Annotated in this window: 17 protein-coding genes and 3 pseudogenes; 12 read left to right on the top strand and 8 right to left on the bottom strand. The window is 50.4% G+C overall.

Going from position 1 to position 16,242, the window contains the following annotated elements; genetic code table 11:
• The first annotated feature begins 135 nt into the window (after window positions 1-135).
• The 9 genes and pseudogenes from KW829_RS16445 to KW829_RS16405 all read left to right on the top strand — a co-directional run bounded on the left by KW829_RS16445 (window position 136) and on the right by KW829_RS16405 (window position 5,124).
• Window positions 136-534, top strand: a complete 399-nt coding sequence (locus KW829_RS16445) for a hypothetical protein (RefSeq protein ID WP_218308629.1) — start codon at window positions 136-138, stop codon at window positions 532-534.
• A gap of 56 nt (window positions 535-590) precedes the next feature.
• Window positions 591-1,055 carry a hypothetical protein gene (locus KW829_RS16440; protein ID WP_218308628.1) on the top strand — a complete coding sequence of 155 codons (465 nt, stop codon included), beginning with the start codon at window positions 591-593 and terminating at the stop codon, window positions 1,053-1,055.
• 97 nt (window positions 1,056-1,152) lie between these two features.
• A complete protein-coding gene (locus KW829_RS16435; protein WP_218308627.1) occupies window positions 1,153-1,974 on the top strand; it encodes a DUF932 domain-containing protein in 822 nt (273 codons plus the stop codon).
• 30 nt (window positions 1,975-2,004) lie between these two features.
• On the top strand, window positions 2,005-2,445 hold the full coding sequence (locus KW829_RS16430) for an antirestriction protein (RefSeq protein ID WP_218308626.1): 441 nt from the start codon (window positions 2,005-2,007) through the stop codon (window positions 2,443-2,445).
• A gap of 12 nt (window positions 2,446-2,457) precedes the next feature.
• Entirely contained in the window at window positions 2,458-3,000 is a 543-nt protein-coding gene (gene radC, locus KW829_RS16425) for a DNA repair protein RadC (protein ID WP_218308625.1), read from the top strand.
• Window positions 2,997-3,158, top strand: a pseudogene (locus KW829_RS16420) (DUF987 family protein); the annotation flags it as partial. The gene radC and the pseudogene KW829_RS16420, both read left to right, overlap by 4 nt.
• Window positions 3,159-3,243: 85 nt before the next feature.
• Window positions 3,244-3,600 (top strand): type IV toxin-antitoxin system YeeU family antitoxin, encoded by a 357-nt coding sequence (locus tag KW829_RS16415; RefSeq protein ID WP_218308623.1) that lies wholly within the window; start codon window positions 3,244-3,246, stop codon window positions 3,598-3,600.
• Window positions 3,601-3,620: 20 nt separating this feature from the next.
• Window positions 3,621-3,986 carry a TA system toxin CbtA family protein gene (locus tag KW829_RS16410; protein ID WP_194512890.1) on the top strand — a complete coding sequence of 122 codons (366 nt, stop codon included), beginning with the start codon at window positions 3,621-3,623 and terminating at the stop codon, window positions 3,984-3,986.
• Window positions 3,987-4,809: 823 nt separating this feature from the next.
• The gene (locus KW829_RS16405; RefSeq protein WP_089598109.1) at window positions 4,810-5,124 is read left to right on the top strand and encodes a hypothetical protein; all 315 of its coding nucleotides are present in this window, start codon (window positions 4,810-4,812) and stop codon (window positions 5,122-5,124) included.
• Here KW829_RS16405 and KW829_RS16400 read toward each other — a convergent pair.
• A complete protein-coding gene (locus KW829_RS16400) occupies window positions 5,121-5,930 on the bottom strand; it encodes a DUF4225 domain-containing protein (RefSeq protein ID WP_218308622.1) in 810 nt (269 codons plus the stop codon). The two genes, KW829_RS16405 and KW829_RS16400, sit on opposite strands and share 4 nt — an antisense overlap.
• Window positions 5,931-6,060: 130 nt before the next feature.
• Between KW829_RS16400 and KW829_RS16395 the strand changes: the two are divergent.
• A pseudogene (locus KW829_RS16395) lies at window positions 6,061-6,580 on the top strand (IS3 family transposase); the annotation flags it as partial.
• Between the two features lie 47 nt (window positions 6,581-6,627).
• On the opposite strand, the gene catA reads toward KW829_RS16395, so the two are convergent.
• From catA to KW829_RS16370, 5 genes and pseudogenes are all read right to left on the bottom strand, one after another.
• Window positions 6,628-7,305, bottom strand: coding sequence for a type A chloramphenicol O-acetyltransferase (catA, locus tag KW829_RS16390; RefSeq protein WP_218308621.1), 678 nt, complete (start codon window positions 7,303-7,305; stop codon window positions 6,628-6,630).
• A 55-nt stretch (window positions 7,306-7,360) separates the two neighbouring features.
• Window positions 7,361-9,292 (bottom strand): bifunctional diguanylate cyclase/phosphodiesterase, encoded by a 1,932-nt coding sequence (locus KW829_RS16385; protein ID WP_109492526.1) that lies wholly within the window; start codon window positions 9,290-9,292, stop codon window positions 7,361-7,363.
• Window positions 9,293-9,309: 17 nt separating this feature from the next.
• The gene (locus tag KW829_RS16380; protein ID WP_010427922.1) at window positions 9,310-9,804 is read right to left on the bottom strand and encodes a molybdopterin-dependent oxidoreductase; all 495 of its coding nucleotides are present in this window, start codon (window positions 9,802-9,804) and stop codon (window positions 9,310-9,312) included.
• Window positions 9,805-10,152: 348 nt separating this feature from the next.
• Entirely contained in the window at window positions 10,153-11,364 is a 1,212-nt protein-coding gene (locus tag KW829_RS16375) for an L-dopachrome tautomerase-related protein (protein ID WP_218308620.1), read from the bottom strand.
• Between the two features lie 45 nt (window positions 11,365-11,409).
• A pseudogene (locus tag KW829_RS16370) lies at window positions 11,410-11,628 on the bottom strand (hypothetical protein); the annotation flags it as partial.
• Window positions 11,629-11,780: 152 nt separating this feature from the next.
• Between KW829_RS16370 and KW829_RS16365 the strand changes: the two are divergent.
• The gene (locus KW829_RS16365) at window positions 11,781-12,680 is read left to right on the top strand and encodes a LysR family transcriptional regulator (protein ID WP_218308618.1); all 900 of its coding nucleotides are present in this window, start codon (window positions 11,781-11,783) and stop codon (window positions 12,678-12,680) included.
• A 16-nt stretch (window positions 12,681-12,696) separates the two neighbouring features.
• Complete coding sequence (locus KW829_RS16360; RefSeq protein WP_218308617.1) at window positions 12,697-13,206, top strand: hypothetical protein; 510 nt, start codon at window positions 12,697-12,699, stop codon at window positions 13,204-13,206.
• 22 nt (window positions 13,207-13,228) lie between these two features.
• On the opposite strand, the gene KW829_RS16355 is transcribed toward KW829_RS16360, so the two are convergent.
• A complete protein-coding gene (locus tag KW829_RS16355; RefSeq protein ID WP_218308616.1) occupies window positions 13,229-15,013 on the bottom strand; it encodes a diguanylate cyclase in 1,785 nt (594 codons plus the stop codon).
• Between the two features lie 112 nt (window positions 15,014-15,125).
• Entirely contained in the window at window positions 15,126-16,235 is a 1,110-nt protein-coding gene (locus KW829_RS16350) for an AI-2E family transporter (RefSeq protein ID WP_010427927.1), read from the bottom strand.
• Window positions 16,236-16,242 lie beyond the last annotated feature (7 nt).

The raw sequence follows: 16,242 nt of genomic DNA, 5'->3' as shown, positions 1-16,242 counted from the left end.
GAACCGATCGGGTTTATTCATTATCAACTATTAATATCAGGTTATAGAATCTCTCAGGGATTACTTTGCCTGAAATTTTATTTATTAAAAATCAATGCGATGAATCGCAGGATTGATCATGTCTTAAGGACTCAGATGAAAACAACTTATCCCGTCACCGCCGCCATGGCACTACTGGCAACTGTGTCTTTGCCTGCCGGAGCAGCTGAAAATGATGTTATTAAACTCGATGTTCAGAAGAGTGGTTTCGAGCTGCTTGTCACTGTTATCGCCAGGACTGACAACATCCAGATCAAGAACATTGACGTAAACCGGGGCAGGTGCCTGCTGTTGGCAAAAGGAACAGTCACCTATCAGGGCATTACGGTTGAAGGCTGGGTGCCTAAAAAGGGAGAGTTTACCCCCACTACTATGCAGTTTGCCGATGGCCTGACGTGGCATTTCGGCAACCCGCTTCAGCAGAAGGGGATTAACTGCAGCTTCGTTGAAGCCCGTGTGTTTACCAACAAGGGAACCTTCACTATCAGCGAATGAAATAAACGCCTTATCAGCAGCGTTTCCCTTCATCACTCATTTAAAGGACTAAAACTATGATACTTAAATCTTGTATCCCCTTTGCTCTCACTCTTCTTTTATCCGCCCAGGCAATGGCATTTGGTAGCCACGATGCCTGGACAAGCGGCTACGCTCAGGGCACCACTGAATATACCATCCTCGGTAAGGGACAGTCACAGTTATACCTTGCCTGCGAAAGTACTGGTTCACAGGCGGTGACCATTATATTCACTGATGTATACGGCCACCAGGTCGGCATGGACGGTGGCCAGAAGCTGACCATGAAAATTGATAATGAAGAAGAAGCCAATATCAGCGAAAGCGAATCTCATGTGGGCTCAGACAATGTGATGTGGGCATGGAATAAATTACGTAGCGGCAAGCGCGTTATTGTCTCGGGAACCGGCGCAAAACAAGCCGCATTTACGCTCAACGGTACAGCAGCCATTATTCCTGAATTTGGCGATAATGGCTGCGTACCGAAATTTGCCCTTCCGTAAGTCTTACCCACAACGCTTAAAACATCAGCAATACACCACCAGCGCCCTGCTCATTCGAGCAGGGCGTTTTCTTTTGTCTCTTTTAAAGGAACTAATCATGAAATTAGCCAGCCGCTTTGGCCGTATTAACCAGATACGCCGTGACCGACCGCTGACCCACGAAGAGCTGATGAGCCATGTCCCCAGCGTGTTCGGGAGTGACAAACATGAATCACGCTCGGACCGTTATACCTACATCCCGACCATCACCATCCTGGAAAGCCTGCAGCGGGAAGGCTTTGAGCCGTTCTTTGCCTGCCAGACGAAGGTTCGCGACCAGAGCAAGCGGGAGCACACCAAGCATATGCTGCGTCTGCGTCGTGCCGGACAACTGACCGGCCATCAGGTGCCGGAAATCATCCTGCTCAACAGCCATGACGGCTCCTCGAGCTACCAGATGCTGCCGGGACTGTTTCGTGGCGTCTGTACCAACGGCCTGGTCTGCGGTCAGTCGTTCGGAGAAGTGCGGGTACCGCATAAAGGTAATGTCGTCGAGAAGGTGATTGAAGGGGCCTACGAAGTACTCGGGGTGTTTGATCGGGTGGATGAGAAGCGCGATGCAATGCAGTCGCTGGAGCTGCCAGTACCCGCACGTCACGCGCTGGCGAATGCCGCGCTGAAATATCGCTTCGGTGAAGACCACCAGCCGGTCACGGTATCGCAACTGCTGACTCCGCGTCGTCGGGAGGACTACGGCGATGACCTGTGGACCGTTTATCAGCGCGTGCAGGAGAACCTGATGAAAGGAGGTCTTTCAGGGCGAACCGCACAGGGGAAAAGCAGTCGCACCCGTGCTGTTACCGGCATTGACGGTGATGTGAAGCTCAATCGCGCCCTGTGGGTTATGGCAGAAAATATGCTCGAGTTTTTCGAGCGTTAAACAACCGTTCCGACATAAGGAGATAGTTTCATGAATACACAAAACCTTGAGTTTGCTGAGCAGGCAGCAATTGCGGCCTCAGCAGTACCTGACGAGTTACGCATCGGCTTCTGGCCACAGTACTTTGGCACCATCCCGCAATGGATAACGCTTGAGCCCCGAATATTTGGCTGGATGGATCGTCTGTGCGCTGATTACAGCGGCGGCGTCTGGAGCTTTTATACACTCAGCAACGGCGGCGCATTTATGGCTCCGGAGCCCGACGGTGAGAAGTGGACGTTGTTCAACCCGATGAATGGCAACGATGCGGAGATGAGCGGAGAGGCTGCCGGTATAGCGATCTGCCTGATGGCATACAGCCACCATGCCTGTCGTATCGAATGTGACGCGATGACTGAGCACTATTATCGCTTACGCGGCTACGCGCTGAACCATCCGGAATGCAGCGCTATTATGCATCTTATCGACTGAGGAATGCCGAACATGAATGCTGCATTATCCCCGGCGCCATCGCAGCCTGAACTCTTTCCGCTGACGGTTTTGGCACAACATGGTTATCTGCTCCCTGCGACTTCCGGATTGACACCCTATGCCCAACGGACCATTCGTCGTGCTATCAACCTGCTGGAAAAATATTTGCGCCAGCCCGGTATATCCTTTACCTCAAGTACTGCTGCTCGTGACTGGCTTCGGTTACAGCTGGCAGGACAAGAACGGGAAGTGTTTATGGTGCTCTATCTCGATAACCAGCATCGTTTACTGGAGAGTGAAACGCTATTTGCCGGTTCGATTAACCATGTACAGGTCCATCCTCGAGAGGTAGTGAAGTCAGCGCTTCGCTTGAATGCTGCTGCTGTCGTGCTGGCGCATAACCATCCATCCGGCGACCCGGAGCCCAGCCAGTGCGACCGCAACATTACGGGCAGGCTTAAAGCAGCATTAGCACTGATTGATGTGAAAACGCTCGACCATCTGGTTGTAGGCCAGGATGGCATTGTGTCGTTCGCGGAGCGAGGCTGGATATGAAAATAATCAGTAAACGCCAGGCCATGACTCTGTACCGGCAACATCCTGGATCCCGACTGTTTCGCTTCAGTACGGGCAAATATAAATGGTCAGGCAGTGTCTGCCATTATGCTGGCCGGGAAGTTCAGGACATACGCGGCGTTCTGGCCGTATTCGCTTAACGCCGTCAGGACCGCAATGGTCCCTATGTCATTCTTCGAAGCGTCACTCTCAATTAATCCTTCCCTATAATCAGGAACAAAAATGAATAATCGCTCCGAATCCGGTACCAAGCCGGGGAATCCCGCCTGCCAGCAGTGGGGACTACAGAGTACGATCATCCCCTGTTTTGGCGCTCGTCTGGTGCAGGAAGGCAACCGCCTGCATTTTCTCGCTGACCGGGCGGGGTTTAACGGTGCTTTCAGCGACAAGGATGCGTTGTGCCTGGACCAAGCTTTTCCCCTGATACTCAAACAACTGGAACTAATGCTGACCAGCGGCGAGCTTAATCCTCGGTATCAGCACTGCGTCACGCTATATCACAATGGGCTCACTTGTGAAGCCGACACGCTTGGCAGTTGCGGTTACGTATACATCGCCGTTTATCCAACTCAACGCTAATTAAATACACGAGAGCAAAAATGAAATTTCTATCTGCAAGAAACATGCGGGCGGCGAAGCCATGTCTGTCGCCCGTTGCAGTCTGGCAAATGCTACTTTCACGCCTGCTGGAAAAACACTATGGTCTGACCCTGAACGATACGCCGTTCTGTGATGAAACCGTTATACAGGAACATATCGATGCCGGTATCACTTTGGTTAATGCCGTTAACTTTTTGGTGGAGAAATATGAGTTGGTTCGTATCGATCGCAAAGGGTTTACCTCACTGGAGCAAGCATCATATTTGACCGTGACAGACATACTTCATGCCAGAAGAGCGTGCGGGCTGATGACTCGTTTTTCTTACAGGGAAGTAAGTAATATTGTTCTTAGCCGATCGCGGTAATGAGGAAGACTTCAAGAGTCGAGAAGATTTGCACGGTCTGTGAAAAAATTGGTGAAATTGGCGACTCGGTGAAGGCTCATCGAGTCGCATGAAAAACAAGGTGGGGGCACAAAAGGGGGCACTTATAAGGATGAAACAAGAAAATATGTATATTTATCAATGGTTATATGGGTTGTGTTATGTTCCTATTATCGCACTCACATAAAAAAACCTTAAAAAAAATAGCTTAAGGCGATTATCTCTCTCGAGATACAATCTTTTTTTAAGGGATTCTATGACCAACAGTTGCCGCTATGGTTAACAGTGGCTATTCAGGGAAGTTAGCACGTAGCGGCCTGTAGTTGTAAAGCTAGAACAGGTACAAAGCGTGAGCAGTCTACACGAATCGCTATCAACTCGAAGCTGATGACGCTGCCAACGTCTCTAAATCCTCCCGAAACAGATTGATTACAAGCATTTAAGCCCGATGTGTGGCCTTGGTTGTCCGATCACGAAGTGATGACGCTTTGTGTCACCGAAGAACGGCCTTGTGGCTGCGTAAACAGGTGAATAGTGGGAACGACATGCAGGCTCTGCCAGCGCTTCGCTCACGCTCCGAAAGGTACGCGAGCATCCTGATAAGGTTGTGATCCCTCTGACAATCTGATGAAGTCGCTGCGCTCCGCTTGTTGCTTGTGCCACTAACGGGGCTCTATGGCTTCTATTGTTTGAAATCTGATACATTGCACAAACATCATGTGGATTGCTTTAAAGTTCATCAGTATGATTGCTTGCACAATCAGCGATTGGGAAAACACTTCTGGAAGATAAGGGACGAGACGATATGAAAGTGACTGATGAGGCTTTGTTACGTTCAGGGTTTACGCAGCCCGAATTACAGAAGATAAAAAGTAACATTGAAAAATATGGAGGAACGCTTGGAGAGGCCATAAATGATCTCGCCAGGCGATTTGTTACCTTGGCGGGAGTAGTGGCTGTGTGTGCCTTAATCCTACTGCTACTTTTCGTCTTCAGCTCACCTGATAGAGCAGTTGCATGGGGGCTGGCGATGATCTTTGGGGTTGCCATTATGTCCTTCGCACAGCCGCCGGTAATTTCTTATAAATCCTGGCGTTACCGAAAAACTATCAAGGATTAACTGGTTCCATTTTCTGTTGTCAATAGATCGAAAATCACTTTTGCTTTAACACCATAACCGACAATCTTCATTGTTAGTTTAGGAGTGTTCATTGTGCTGACTTTGCGATAGTAATCGTGTGGAAGCCAGCGGAATAATCTCCAGGCTCCAGTTTTTCGAGCGAGTCCTACAATGCTGTACACACTGGCACCAAGAGTAACACCATTATAGAGAGCCAACCCTGTGTTAGGATTAAATCCCATGAACTGGGCCGTATGCATCGCGGAGTCAGCGATGATACCTTGCGAGGGTTTATGTCCTGCTGGCTGATCAAAGTTGAGCACTTCTTTCGTCAATCCGTTCATTCCATCGGCAATCAGGACTGCCCCAGCCAGCATACCAATCGGCCCCATAGTGGATAACATCATAAATCCACCAAAGAGAACCACGCCTGATAGCACCACATTTACAGCGGATATAACATAACCGACGATTTTATTATTTTCCTTAACAAACTCGACCTTCGCGTAAAGCTGTGCGGACTTTGTTTTTAACAGGCGCTCTTGTTCAAGCAGGTTGTCTGTTTCAGCACGAAGATTTTTGATGCATACAATACATTCTTCATCGGTTTTAGCTCGTCGTGCTGTTTCAAATTCTTTATCTACAACCTGTTTTATCTCTTCGACAAACTTGATACGTGTAAGACCATCTTGCAAATAGAATGCTGACAGCCGATTTGCTATTTCGACGAGTTTCCGGGCTTCCAGATTCACCATGGTATCTGACCATGTTCTGTTCCAGCCCCTGTTGAGCAGCGCAATATCCATTAAAGACTCCTTCCCAAAATGTGTCTGGTCATTTTACGTACAATAAGGTCGAAGACAACAGGAAATGATTTCCCAACGTCTGATTTAAGCGGCTCGAATTTATAATCAAACCCTGAAACTCCACGCGTTAGAGTTTGCAGTAACAGAGCCTAATCAGGTCTGGTGTGGCGATGTTACTTATATCTGGACGGGTAAACGTTGGGCTTATTTAGCCGTTGTGCTTGATCTGTTTTCCCCTAAACCGGTTGGCTGGGCGATGCGGACTCTGTATTGACAACGAAAGCGCTATCCATGGTCTGGGAAGCACGAGGAAACCCGCTAATTTGCTGTATCACTCGGATCAAGGTAGCCACTATACAAGCAGAAATTTCAGACAGTTGCTGTGGAGGTGTCAGATAAAACAAAGCCTGAGTCGCCGGGGAAATTGCTGGGATTACAGCCCAATGGAACGGTTCTTCAGAAGCCTGAAAACGGAGTAGGCACCGGATAATGGATACGCTAATTTTAGCGAAGCCAGCGCAGCGAAAACAAACGGCATAATGGGATATTACAGCCAGTTCAGACCTCATCAATATAACGGTGGTTTGACACCGAATGAATCAGAACGATTTTTCTGGAAAGACTCTAAAGCCGTGGCCAATTTTTGTTGACCACTACGCCATTCCCGATAAAAGGAATCATCAAGACTTCTTAAGCATCATGTGCTAAGTTCCTCTGACAGCTCCGGCAAACCATCACACATCTCCTGCAACTCATTAAACATCCTTGCCACATGGAAGCCATCACACACCGAATGATGCACCTGCACCGCGAGCGGCAACAACACTTTCCCATCCTGCTCGTAGTATTTTCCAAACGTGAACATCGGGGAAAAGAAGTTCTTCATGTGAGCAATATTCATCGTAAAGTTAGTAAACGTTACCCAGGGAATCGACGATACGAAAAAGACATTTTCCCGTGACTCTTCTTTCGGCCAGTAAGCAAGGTTATTGCCATAGTGCGCAACGTCTTCTGCATAGGTGTTCTGGAAGTGATGCATATTGCCGTCGTAGTGGCTCCACAATGACGAAAAGGTCTCCGTTTCGGGATGGAAAATGGTATAGCTTGGATGGATTTCATTCCATATAACCAGCTCATTGTCCTTCATGGCCATACGGAATTCCGGATGCCGGTTCATGATTTTAGAAAGGAGGAAAATAATCGTCGGGTAAAACTTCCAGCCGACCTCTTTGATATGTTTTCGCAGCACGGTAATGTCGATCAGAACCGTTTGGTTAATTGTACACTCTGCAAATGACTGGAATACCTCAAAATGTTCTCTCCTTGCCCAACGAGATAAATCAACAGGCGTATATTCCGGCATTGTCTTTTTCATTTTTAAACCTTTGATTATCAAAATGGTTTTAGGTCATAAACAGCCCAACACCCATTCAACTGCACCTGATTACCTCGTTAACCTCAGGCTGAGGTTTTCCGAACAGGTATCCCTGCACGAGATCGCAGCCAAGTACCTGAAGACGTTCAAGCTGCTCTTCGGTTTCAACGCCTTCTGCAATGACCCGCATATTGAGGCTCTTGGCCATGCCGGTAATCAGTTTAACGATATTCAGTGCTTCATTTTGCGTGGATATAGAATTCACAAAGGATTTGTCTATTTTGATTTTGTCAAAATTCAGTTCACTCAGTCTTGAGAGTGAAGAATATCCCGTCCCGAAATCATCGATAGAAATTTTTACCCCCAACGATCTCAGCTTTTTAAGAATACTGATCGGCATGTTGCTGTCGCTGAAGAGCGAAGACTCGGTAACCTCTAGCTCAAGGCGGTTAGCCGGTAGTCCTGTCTCTTTTAGAATGGACTGCACCATCGTCGTAAACGATTTGCTGCCCAACTGAATCGGTGAGACATTCACAGAAATTCTCGCCGGAACGGCCCAGGAAACCGCTTCACGGCAGGCAATCTCAAGCACAATTTTGCCAATTTCATTGATCTTGCCGGTTTTTTCGGCAACGGAGATGAAGCTATCCGGCGACAGAATTCCCCTCACAGGGTGTTTCCAGCGAATAAGCGCTTCATAGCCGTAAATTTCATTACTGAAAGAATCGACAATAGGCTGGTAATAAACAACGAATTCATTGTTATCAAGTGCCAGCGCCATATCATGTTCGAGGGTTCTGCTTTCCTGTAATTTTTGCAGCATCCACTGACGGAAGACTTTTATCTGCTGTGAACCCTCTTTTTTGGCCTCGTAGAGTGCCAGATCGGCAAATTTATAAAGATAATCGGAGCGTCGTTCATTATCAGATAAAACGATACCTACACAGGTGGCAATTTTTATCAGCTGATTATTAATCGTATAGGGCTGGCTGATATGGTTACTGATTTCTTTTGCGCGCGAAACGGCTGCCGTTTCGGTGAGGCCACTCGACAGAAGGGCAAACTCGTCTCCGCCCAAACGGTAAAACGTATCAGTGGCGCTGCTCATTGAGGTGAGCCGTCTGGATACCTGATTCAACAGTAAATCACCGGCATCATGGCCATAGGTATCGTTGACCTCTTTGAACCGATCTAAATCAAATAACATCACCGTGACAGGGATGTGGTTTTTGTCTGCCTGAAGATTAATTTTGCTGAGATCGTCCCAGAAGAAAAGGCGGTTTTTCATGCCGGTCAGGGAGTCATGATAAACATCATACTCCAGCTTCGCGTTCTGAATTTGCAGCTTTTCTTTTGATATCTGAAGTTCGTCAGCAAGGCTTTTAACCTGCATGTGTGCTTTGAGAATGTTTTTATTCTGGTAGATCATTAGGAACCCCAGAATAAAGCTTAATATCACCAGAAGTAACGAAAGTGCGGAATAGATATAATAGAGTATTTGTATTTTTCTATTGGATTCATTAATCGTATTAATATCTTTTGTTAACGCACTTGAAGAGAGTTGGCTGAGTGGCGCGTCGAGCAGATGCATATTAGCCAAATATTTTTTTAACTCTGCATGGCTCATTTTTTCCAGATGACTATCCAGATAAGAAAGTATTTCTTCCAGGCGTGCAGCGAGCGCCTGATGCGTTTTATCGCTTTCAATATAGCGACCTAAATCTCCTCCCTTCATTAACTCACCCTGGCTGAGCATAATTTCGAGGCGCATGCGGGCCTGGTCTATCGTAACCTCATCGGTATCGGTTGCGTACAGACCAAGCCATGATTCAAATCGGTAATACTCTGATACCAGTTGAGCCACGGACCAGGACTCAGTGTAGTGAGTCAGTTTTTGCAACTCTTGCTGACGATCGTAAACAAGAAATGCAATATACCCTGTCGTGATAAAAAGAGAAAAAATGATACCAACCAGTATCCTGTTCATTATGTTCTCCTGAACTGCTATTCAATCTTCATTTTGCTAACCTGCCATGCCGAGCGCGAGTAATAAATCTGATTATTCAATTCAGGAAGACTGTCATAAGGGTAAACAATGAATGATGGGCCTTTATCGCGAATGCGCATATATTCGCCATTGATCTTTAAGGCAAGTATGGCGTTGTATTTTTTAAAGTCGCTGAGAGGGATCTCGGTAGCGTAATCATTGAGCGCAATAACATTAACGACAGAACCCTTCGCGCCAACATAATCCATGAGTTTGCCCATTGGGACACCCTCAAATTTTGTACGGCCAGTGTACCAGGGAGATGTCGTCTCAAAACTCACCATACCCAGTTTTTCAAGGCTGGCGAGATCAAACACTGCTTTTCCCTCTTCATTGGTATTTTCTATATTACCGTAAATCGTCAAAATGGGTTTTCCAACGGGTTTTGGCAGCTCGCCAGCCCAGGCTAAACTCTGTACCAGACAGCATACCAACATTAGGGTTAATCGCATTATGGCCTCCACTTTTGAACAGAAGTATATGAATTATAATTTAGTTATCACAGTAGTTTATGTATTTTATTGAGTCGCTATTACTTCTGTACTTATTTGATGGTTAAGTGTAACTAAATCAATTACTTGCGTGGTTTTGGGCGGGGGCGTTTGAATCACATACCACGCCTCTTTTTTTTGAGGCACGCTAGACTGACTTGAATAAACTCTCTTGCGTTTAAAAAACGATCGCTTTAATTGGGTGTTATTTTCTCACCGCAAAGATTGTATCTGTCATGGACAGGTAAAAAAAACGCCACCCAATGGGCGGCGTCGTCATATTTAGCGATTGTCCAGCGTAGTGCACCGTTACTTTTTCGTGCCCGATGAAGCATCGAGTGGCAAACGCCATAGCTCGTAGCGTTCATGACCGGGTTTGAGCGCTCCAGCAAAGTGGTCATTAAGGCTACTTGAGGTAAAGATCAGGTCACCGTCCGGACGAATAGCCGGCGTGTCTGGCCAGCGTACGGATTCATTTTCAGCAATAAGCGACATTGTACGGGTCTTCGGCTCATACCTGACAATGCCGTTGCGGGTGACATCCGTAATATAGAGGTTGCCCTTTGCATCGGTCACCAGACCGTCCGTGTTGCCTCCCACTGTGCCGAGATTCTGGATTTGTCCGGTAATCTGCGCATCGGTTGAGCCAAGCTGCTTCAGAACGGCAGTCGGTACCGCGTACGCATGTGTTCCCGTCGTCACCGTCCAGTACAATGTCTCAGCATCGGGAGAAAGCGCAATGCCATTGATGCCAATCAACAGCGGTTTACCCGGCCACACTTCCGCACCGTGGGAAACGACTTTTACGCCGGGTTCAATCTGTAGGGCAGGGTGGCGATCCAGTACGCGTCGGGCTGCGCCGGCGGTAAAATCCACAACGATCAGACCGACACGGTTTTCAGGCGCACTTCGCGATCCGCTGTCGGAAATGTATGCGATACGACGATCTTCATCGACAACGACATCATTGAGGAAGCTCGCCTTACGGTCAGCCACGCCGTCCAGTGGGATCCGTTTGACCGTACGGCCCGAGTCGAGATCCAGCACGACCAGTTTCTGCGAGCCTGCGGGGGATTCCGCTTCTCCCGCGACGAACCCCATATCCAGCGCCCATAACCAGCCGTTCTTACGATCAACATAAAAGCCGAGCACGTTGCGCAGGTTCCGATCGGGAGCAGAATCTACCGCGTTACCCTGGCGTGACGGAAATGCCGTCAGGCGCGCCGGGCCCGACTGAGTGCGGGTATCCAGAATACTTAACGTGGCGGGGGCACTGGCCGAAACCAGTCGCGGCGTGCTGACAAAGGCTCGGCCCTTTGCATCAAAGTGAATACCGGCGATTGGGGCATTAACCGACCCGGAAAAAAGCGCCGGCTGCCCGTTCACTGGTGTATCCCAGCTTACACCTGAATAGCTGCGCCAGCGTTCAAGAGGCACCTGATTCGCCGCGCTGGCGCAGCTTGCGAAAGAAAACAATACCGCCATCGCAATGGCGGAGAAAGTACGGGGACAGTGGGACATAAATGCTCCAGTGAAGAGAGTAAGAAGCGGCTTCTTAATTCGGTATCAAAGAATGGAGCGGAACGTGCCGCCCTCGACGCGTACCGCAGCTCCGTTAGACGCTGCACCGAGTGGGCTTGCCAGCAGCGCGACCATAGCGGCTATTTCGTCAGCCTCGATCATTCGTGCAAGCATGCGCGGGAAGTAATGGCGGGAAAGACGCACCCCGGACATCACGTTAATGTCGAACATACGCAGCCACTCCTCGTCGGTTATGTCGGCGAATCCAGCGGTAGCTCCAGTGGCAAGTGCGGTCTTACCAGTGAGTTGAAGATCCATAATTTTTGCCTTTTGGTGATAAGTGCGGTCACTTTACTCATCGCCCAATCGGAGATAAATTAGCGAAATTGAAAAACATTTGTTCGTGAAAGAGCAAAATGAGCAGAAAATTCGATTATCTCGGCGATGTTGAAGTCTTCATTACTGTCGTTGAACATGGCTCATTTACCGCGGCTGCGGTTGCCCTTTCAACCACCCCCTCAGTCTTAAGCCGCGCCGTGTCCCGCCTTGAAGTACGTCTTGGACGACAGCTATTACAGCGCACCACTCGTCGCGTGGGGCTCACGGAAGCCGGACGAATTTATCTGGAGCAGGCGCGAACGGCGTTTTCCCTGCTTGATGACGCCGAACGGGATGGTCGTGGCCAGGGGGGCGATCTGACGGGCCGCGTGAGGATCAGCGTTCCGACCACCTACGGGCACTATTGTCTGCCGCCCCTGCTGGCTCGCTTTTCTCAACAGTATCCGCACGTTCAGGTAGAACTGAATATCACCAATCGCAACGTCGATCTGATCGCGGAGGGATTCGATCTCGCTATTCGTCTGGGTCAGATGCCCGATAGTGGCTTAGTGGCGCGCAAGCTGGAAGATGCGGCATTGCTTCTGGTGGCATCCCCTGCTTACCTTCATCGGACGGGCGTCCCGCAGACGCTGGATGAGCTGCAAAAGCACCGCTGTCTGCCTTTTATCATGCCGCGAACGGGGCGCATTGCACCCTGGGTGTTCCGGGATGATGGACGCGACGTTGACTGGCTGCCCCGTTCAACCTTCGAAATATCGGATGACGTGCTGGGCGTGGTTTCACTGGCGGAACAGGGGATGGGGATCTGCCAGAGCTATGAATTTATCGTCCGCGACAGGATAGCGCGCGGCCAGCTCGTCGAAGTGCTGCCCCATTTACGCGGGCGCTCGCGGCCTTTCTCCGTGATCTTCGCGCCGCACCGTCGTCAGTCGGCAGCCACTCGCGCGATGATCGCCCTTCTGACCGCAGACGCATGACAAGGAACTGTTCACCATGAAAAAAGATAGCTATGCCTTTCTGATCCCACTCATCGTTGGCGGGTTGGCGTTGATATTTGGTTTTGTTGTCTGGTCAAGCCAGATTTATCGCGTGACCTTTCTCACCGTCCTGGGAGAACAGATTCTTGCGGTTGGCGCATTGCTGCTGCCGCTGGTGGTGATGGCGATGTTCATCGCGAAGAGAGCGTTCAAAGGCAAAACCGTTGTTGACGTTGTCAAAATTTACCTCGGCCTCATCATCATCAGCCTGCCGGTGGTCATTTTCGTCATCGTTACCGCGGCCTGGCTACTGGGCGGAGAATACTCTGCCTGGAGTCAACCTTACCGGTATGAATCCGGCAGCCGAAAAAGCTGTTCGGGGGCGAAAGTCTATGAGCCGGAACTCAAGAGAGAGATCCGCATCTGTTACCCGCAGGGGAATTATTTTATCGACAGCACCCTGTACGTGGAAAAGCGGAGTAATTCGCTGGGCATGGTGGTGCTTTGGGCAATCACACGGCCCTGAACCCGGGGCCGACTCATCCCAATTAGCTCGCTTCCAGCATCCCAAAGCTCACAATCCGCGAGCGGCCCAGCTCTTTCGCCCGATACAAGGCCACGTCTGCAGCGCGCAGCAGGCTGTCACTCTGGGCATGTTGCGGGTAGCTGGCGATACCAATGGATACATCCACTGGACCAATCTCGGTCAGCCCATAGCGAAGCGACAGCTCATGCACGCCGTTGTAAATTTTCTGCGCACAGGCATGCGCTTCTTCTTCACCGGCACCGGAAAGCAGAACCAGGAACTCTTCGCCACCGTAGCGGAAGGCCATCCCCGTATTATGCGTGGCGCGCTGAACAACCGACGCCACGCTTTTAATGACCTGGTCACCCGCTTCATGACCAAAGCGGTCATTAATGCTCTTGAAGTGATCGATGTCGATCATCAGACAGCTTACCGGTTGCTCGCTTCGCATGGCCTGCGCCATTTGCGTCCGCAGCGTATCTTCCAGGTGATGACGGTTACGCAAACCCGTGAGCGGGTCGAAGAGCGCTTTTTCCAGTAGAGCATCGCGTAGCTTCTGGTTGGCCAGTGCCAGCCCCAGCGCTTCAGCCATAAGTTCAAGATAAGCGCGGGAGGGGGCGGTTTCAGGGGTGATGTTCTGGAAAGAGAGCAGGCCGATGGCTTCGCCCTGCGCAATGAGCGGAACGCACAGGGACCTGTGTGCTTGCGATTCTGGCAGGTGATAACAACCAATGTCCGGCTCACCGTTCACCGGGGGATGGCTCTGCCCGCGCCGGACGGCCCAGCATTCATCCGGATGGAATGCGGGTGTGTCACCCTCCGGGGACAACCATTCTGCTGCGCAGCGCATCTGCCAGGGTTCGCGATCAAAAATATATAACCGCCCGGAAACGCCCGCCGCAATATTGGGCGCAAACAGCTCTGCCACATTAATAACGTCGGCGAGGTTTTCACAGCCCTGCAACCGCTGGGTCATACGAGCCAGCAGCTCGCGGATCGCCCAGTCGGCATCGCGCTCTTTTTCCAGCTGCTGTCGCACCAGCCCGTTCTCGCGGAAGATGCGGATGGCCTGGGCCATATCGCCTATTTCATCAATCTGGGTAAAGTTTGGCGTTTCAACGGCATAGTCCTGCGAAGCCAGCCGGTGTACGACGTCGCTCAGCCGAACCACCGGATGGAGCACACGACGCTTGAGAATAAAGCCCATCACGAACAGGAAGAGCAGGGCCGTGAGGCCGACCATCACTTCCGACACCGTGCGCAGTGCTTTCGATGTTTTGGTGGCCGCCTGTACGTCGGCAATGATGCGCTTATCCAGTATCTGGCGGAAATGATCAATCTGGCTCTGCGCGCGCTCCATCTCTTGTTCGTAGACAGGGCCATAAAGCAGGGCAACGGCCTGCTGTTGCTCGCCACGGGCTATGCTGTCGAGTGCGGTTTGCTGCTCGTCCTGCAGTTCATTAATGATTTTTAATCCTTCCTGAAGCAGCATGAGCTCTTCGCCGGAGGCGCCGTTATCTTTTAACTGCACCAGATGATGCTCTATGCTTTTTAATTCGCTCTCTTTTTGCCGATATTCTTCCCGAATAGAGGGTTCTTTTTTGATGACGAACAGGCGCGCTAAATCAGAGAGCATCCAGGTATTTGTCTCGATCTCTTCCGTAAGCCGATCAAACACCTGCCGTTGCTTAACGGCCTGACGTTCAACGCTATCGGCGTTGGATGCCAGGAGCATAACGATGCCAGAAGCGAGGGTCAGGCACACCGTGGCACCGTAGGCCCAGTTTGTTATCGTGGCGATTCGCACCTGTGGGATCCTTCTACGACAAGAGTGGGGAGGCGTTTTTCAAATTATAGAAAATGTTTGATTTAGCGTGAAAAGAAAGGCGGCAAAGAGCCGCCTGGAATGAAGAGAAACATCATAAATCTGGCCGGTTTTTTCCTTCTTCGATGAAGTCTGCGTCCAGCTCTTCGGCGTTACCTTCGTGATCGCGCCCTGAGAACAGGTTCCAGCAGGCGATAAACAGCGCGGCAATCAGCGGCCCGATGACAAAGCCGTTAATGCCGTACAGCTCCATGCCGCCGAGGGTGGAGATCAGGATCAGGTAGTCCGGCATTTTTGTGTCTTTGCCTACCAGCAGCGGGCGCAGAATATTGTCCACCAGCCCGACGATAATCACGAAGAAGCCGACAATAAACAGCCCTTGCCACAGCTGGTGGGTGGCGAACAGGAAGATGGCCGCAGGCACCCAGACAATCGCCGAGCCGACGGCTGGCACCAGCGAGAGGAAGGCCATCAGCGCGCCCCAAAGTATGCTGCCATCAATGCCTGCAATGGCAAACGCAATCCCGCCGAGCGTGCCCTGCACCACGGCGACCACCGCCGTGCCTTTTACCGTTGCCCGCGAGACGCCGACGAATTTGGCGAACAGGTGCTGTTTAGCGAAATCAGACAGCGGCAGGGAATCAAGGATCTGGCGCACCAGATACGGGCCGTCCTTGAGCAGGAAGAACAGCAGATAGAGCATGATGCCGAAGCTGATGGCAAAACCGAACGTCCCCTTACCGATCAGGAACGCGCTGCCAGCCAGATACTGACCACCCTGCAACGCCACGTCAGAGAGTTTTTTCTGGATTTGCGCGGCGTTAGTCAGGTTGTGGTCCGCCAGAAAACCGCTGGCCCAGTCCGGCAGGCGGTTAAAGATGCTCGCGATCACTTCCGGGAATTGCGTGTTGTTCGCTTGCAGCTTGGTGTACACCACGTTCAGCTCAATGGCGAGCGAGGAGAGGATCACCATCAGCGGGATAAAGACGATCAGGCAGATAATGCACAGCGTCAGGAACGAGGCCAGCCCGTTGCGATCGCCAAGCGCAGCGCGCAGTTTGTTTTTCACCGGGTTAAAGATGATGGTCAGGATGGCGGCCCACAAAATCGCGGAGAAGTAGGGCGACAACACGTCGAAAAAGGCCCAGGTGACGAGGGCGAGAATAAAAATGAAGAAACCTTTGGTCAGTCCATTAAAGCGCATAGTGATT

Source organism: Enterobacter sp. ENT02, from assembly GCF_019219165.1.
In the GTDB taxonomy this organism is placed as follows: domain Bacteria; phylum Pseudomonadota; class Gammaproteobacteria; order Enterobacterales; family Enterobacteriaceae; genus Enterobacter; species Enterobacter mori.
Note: the sequence above shows the minus strand (reverse complement) of the source record. Positions and strands in the feature narration are given on the sequence as shown.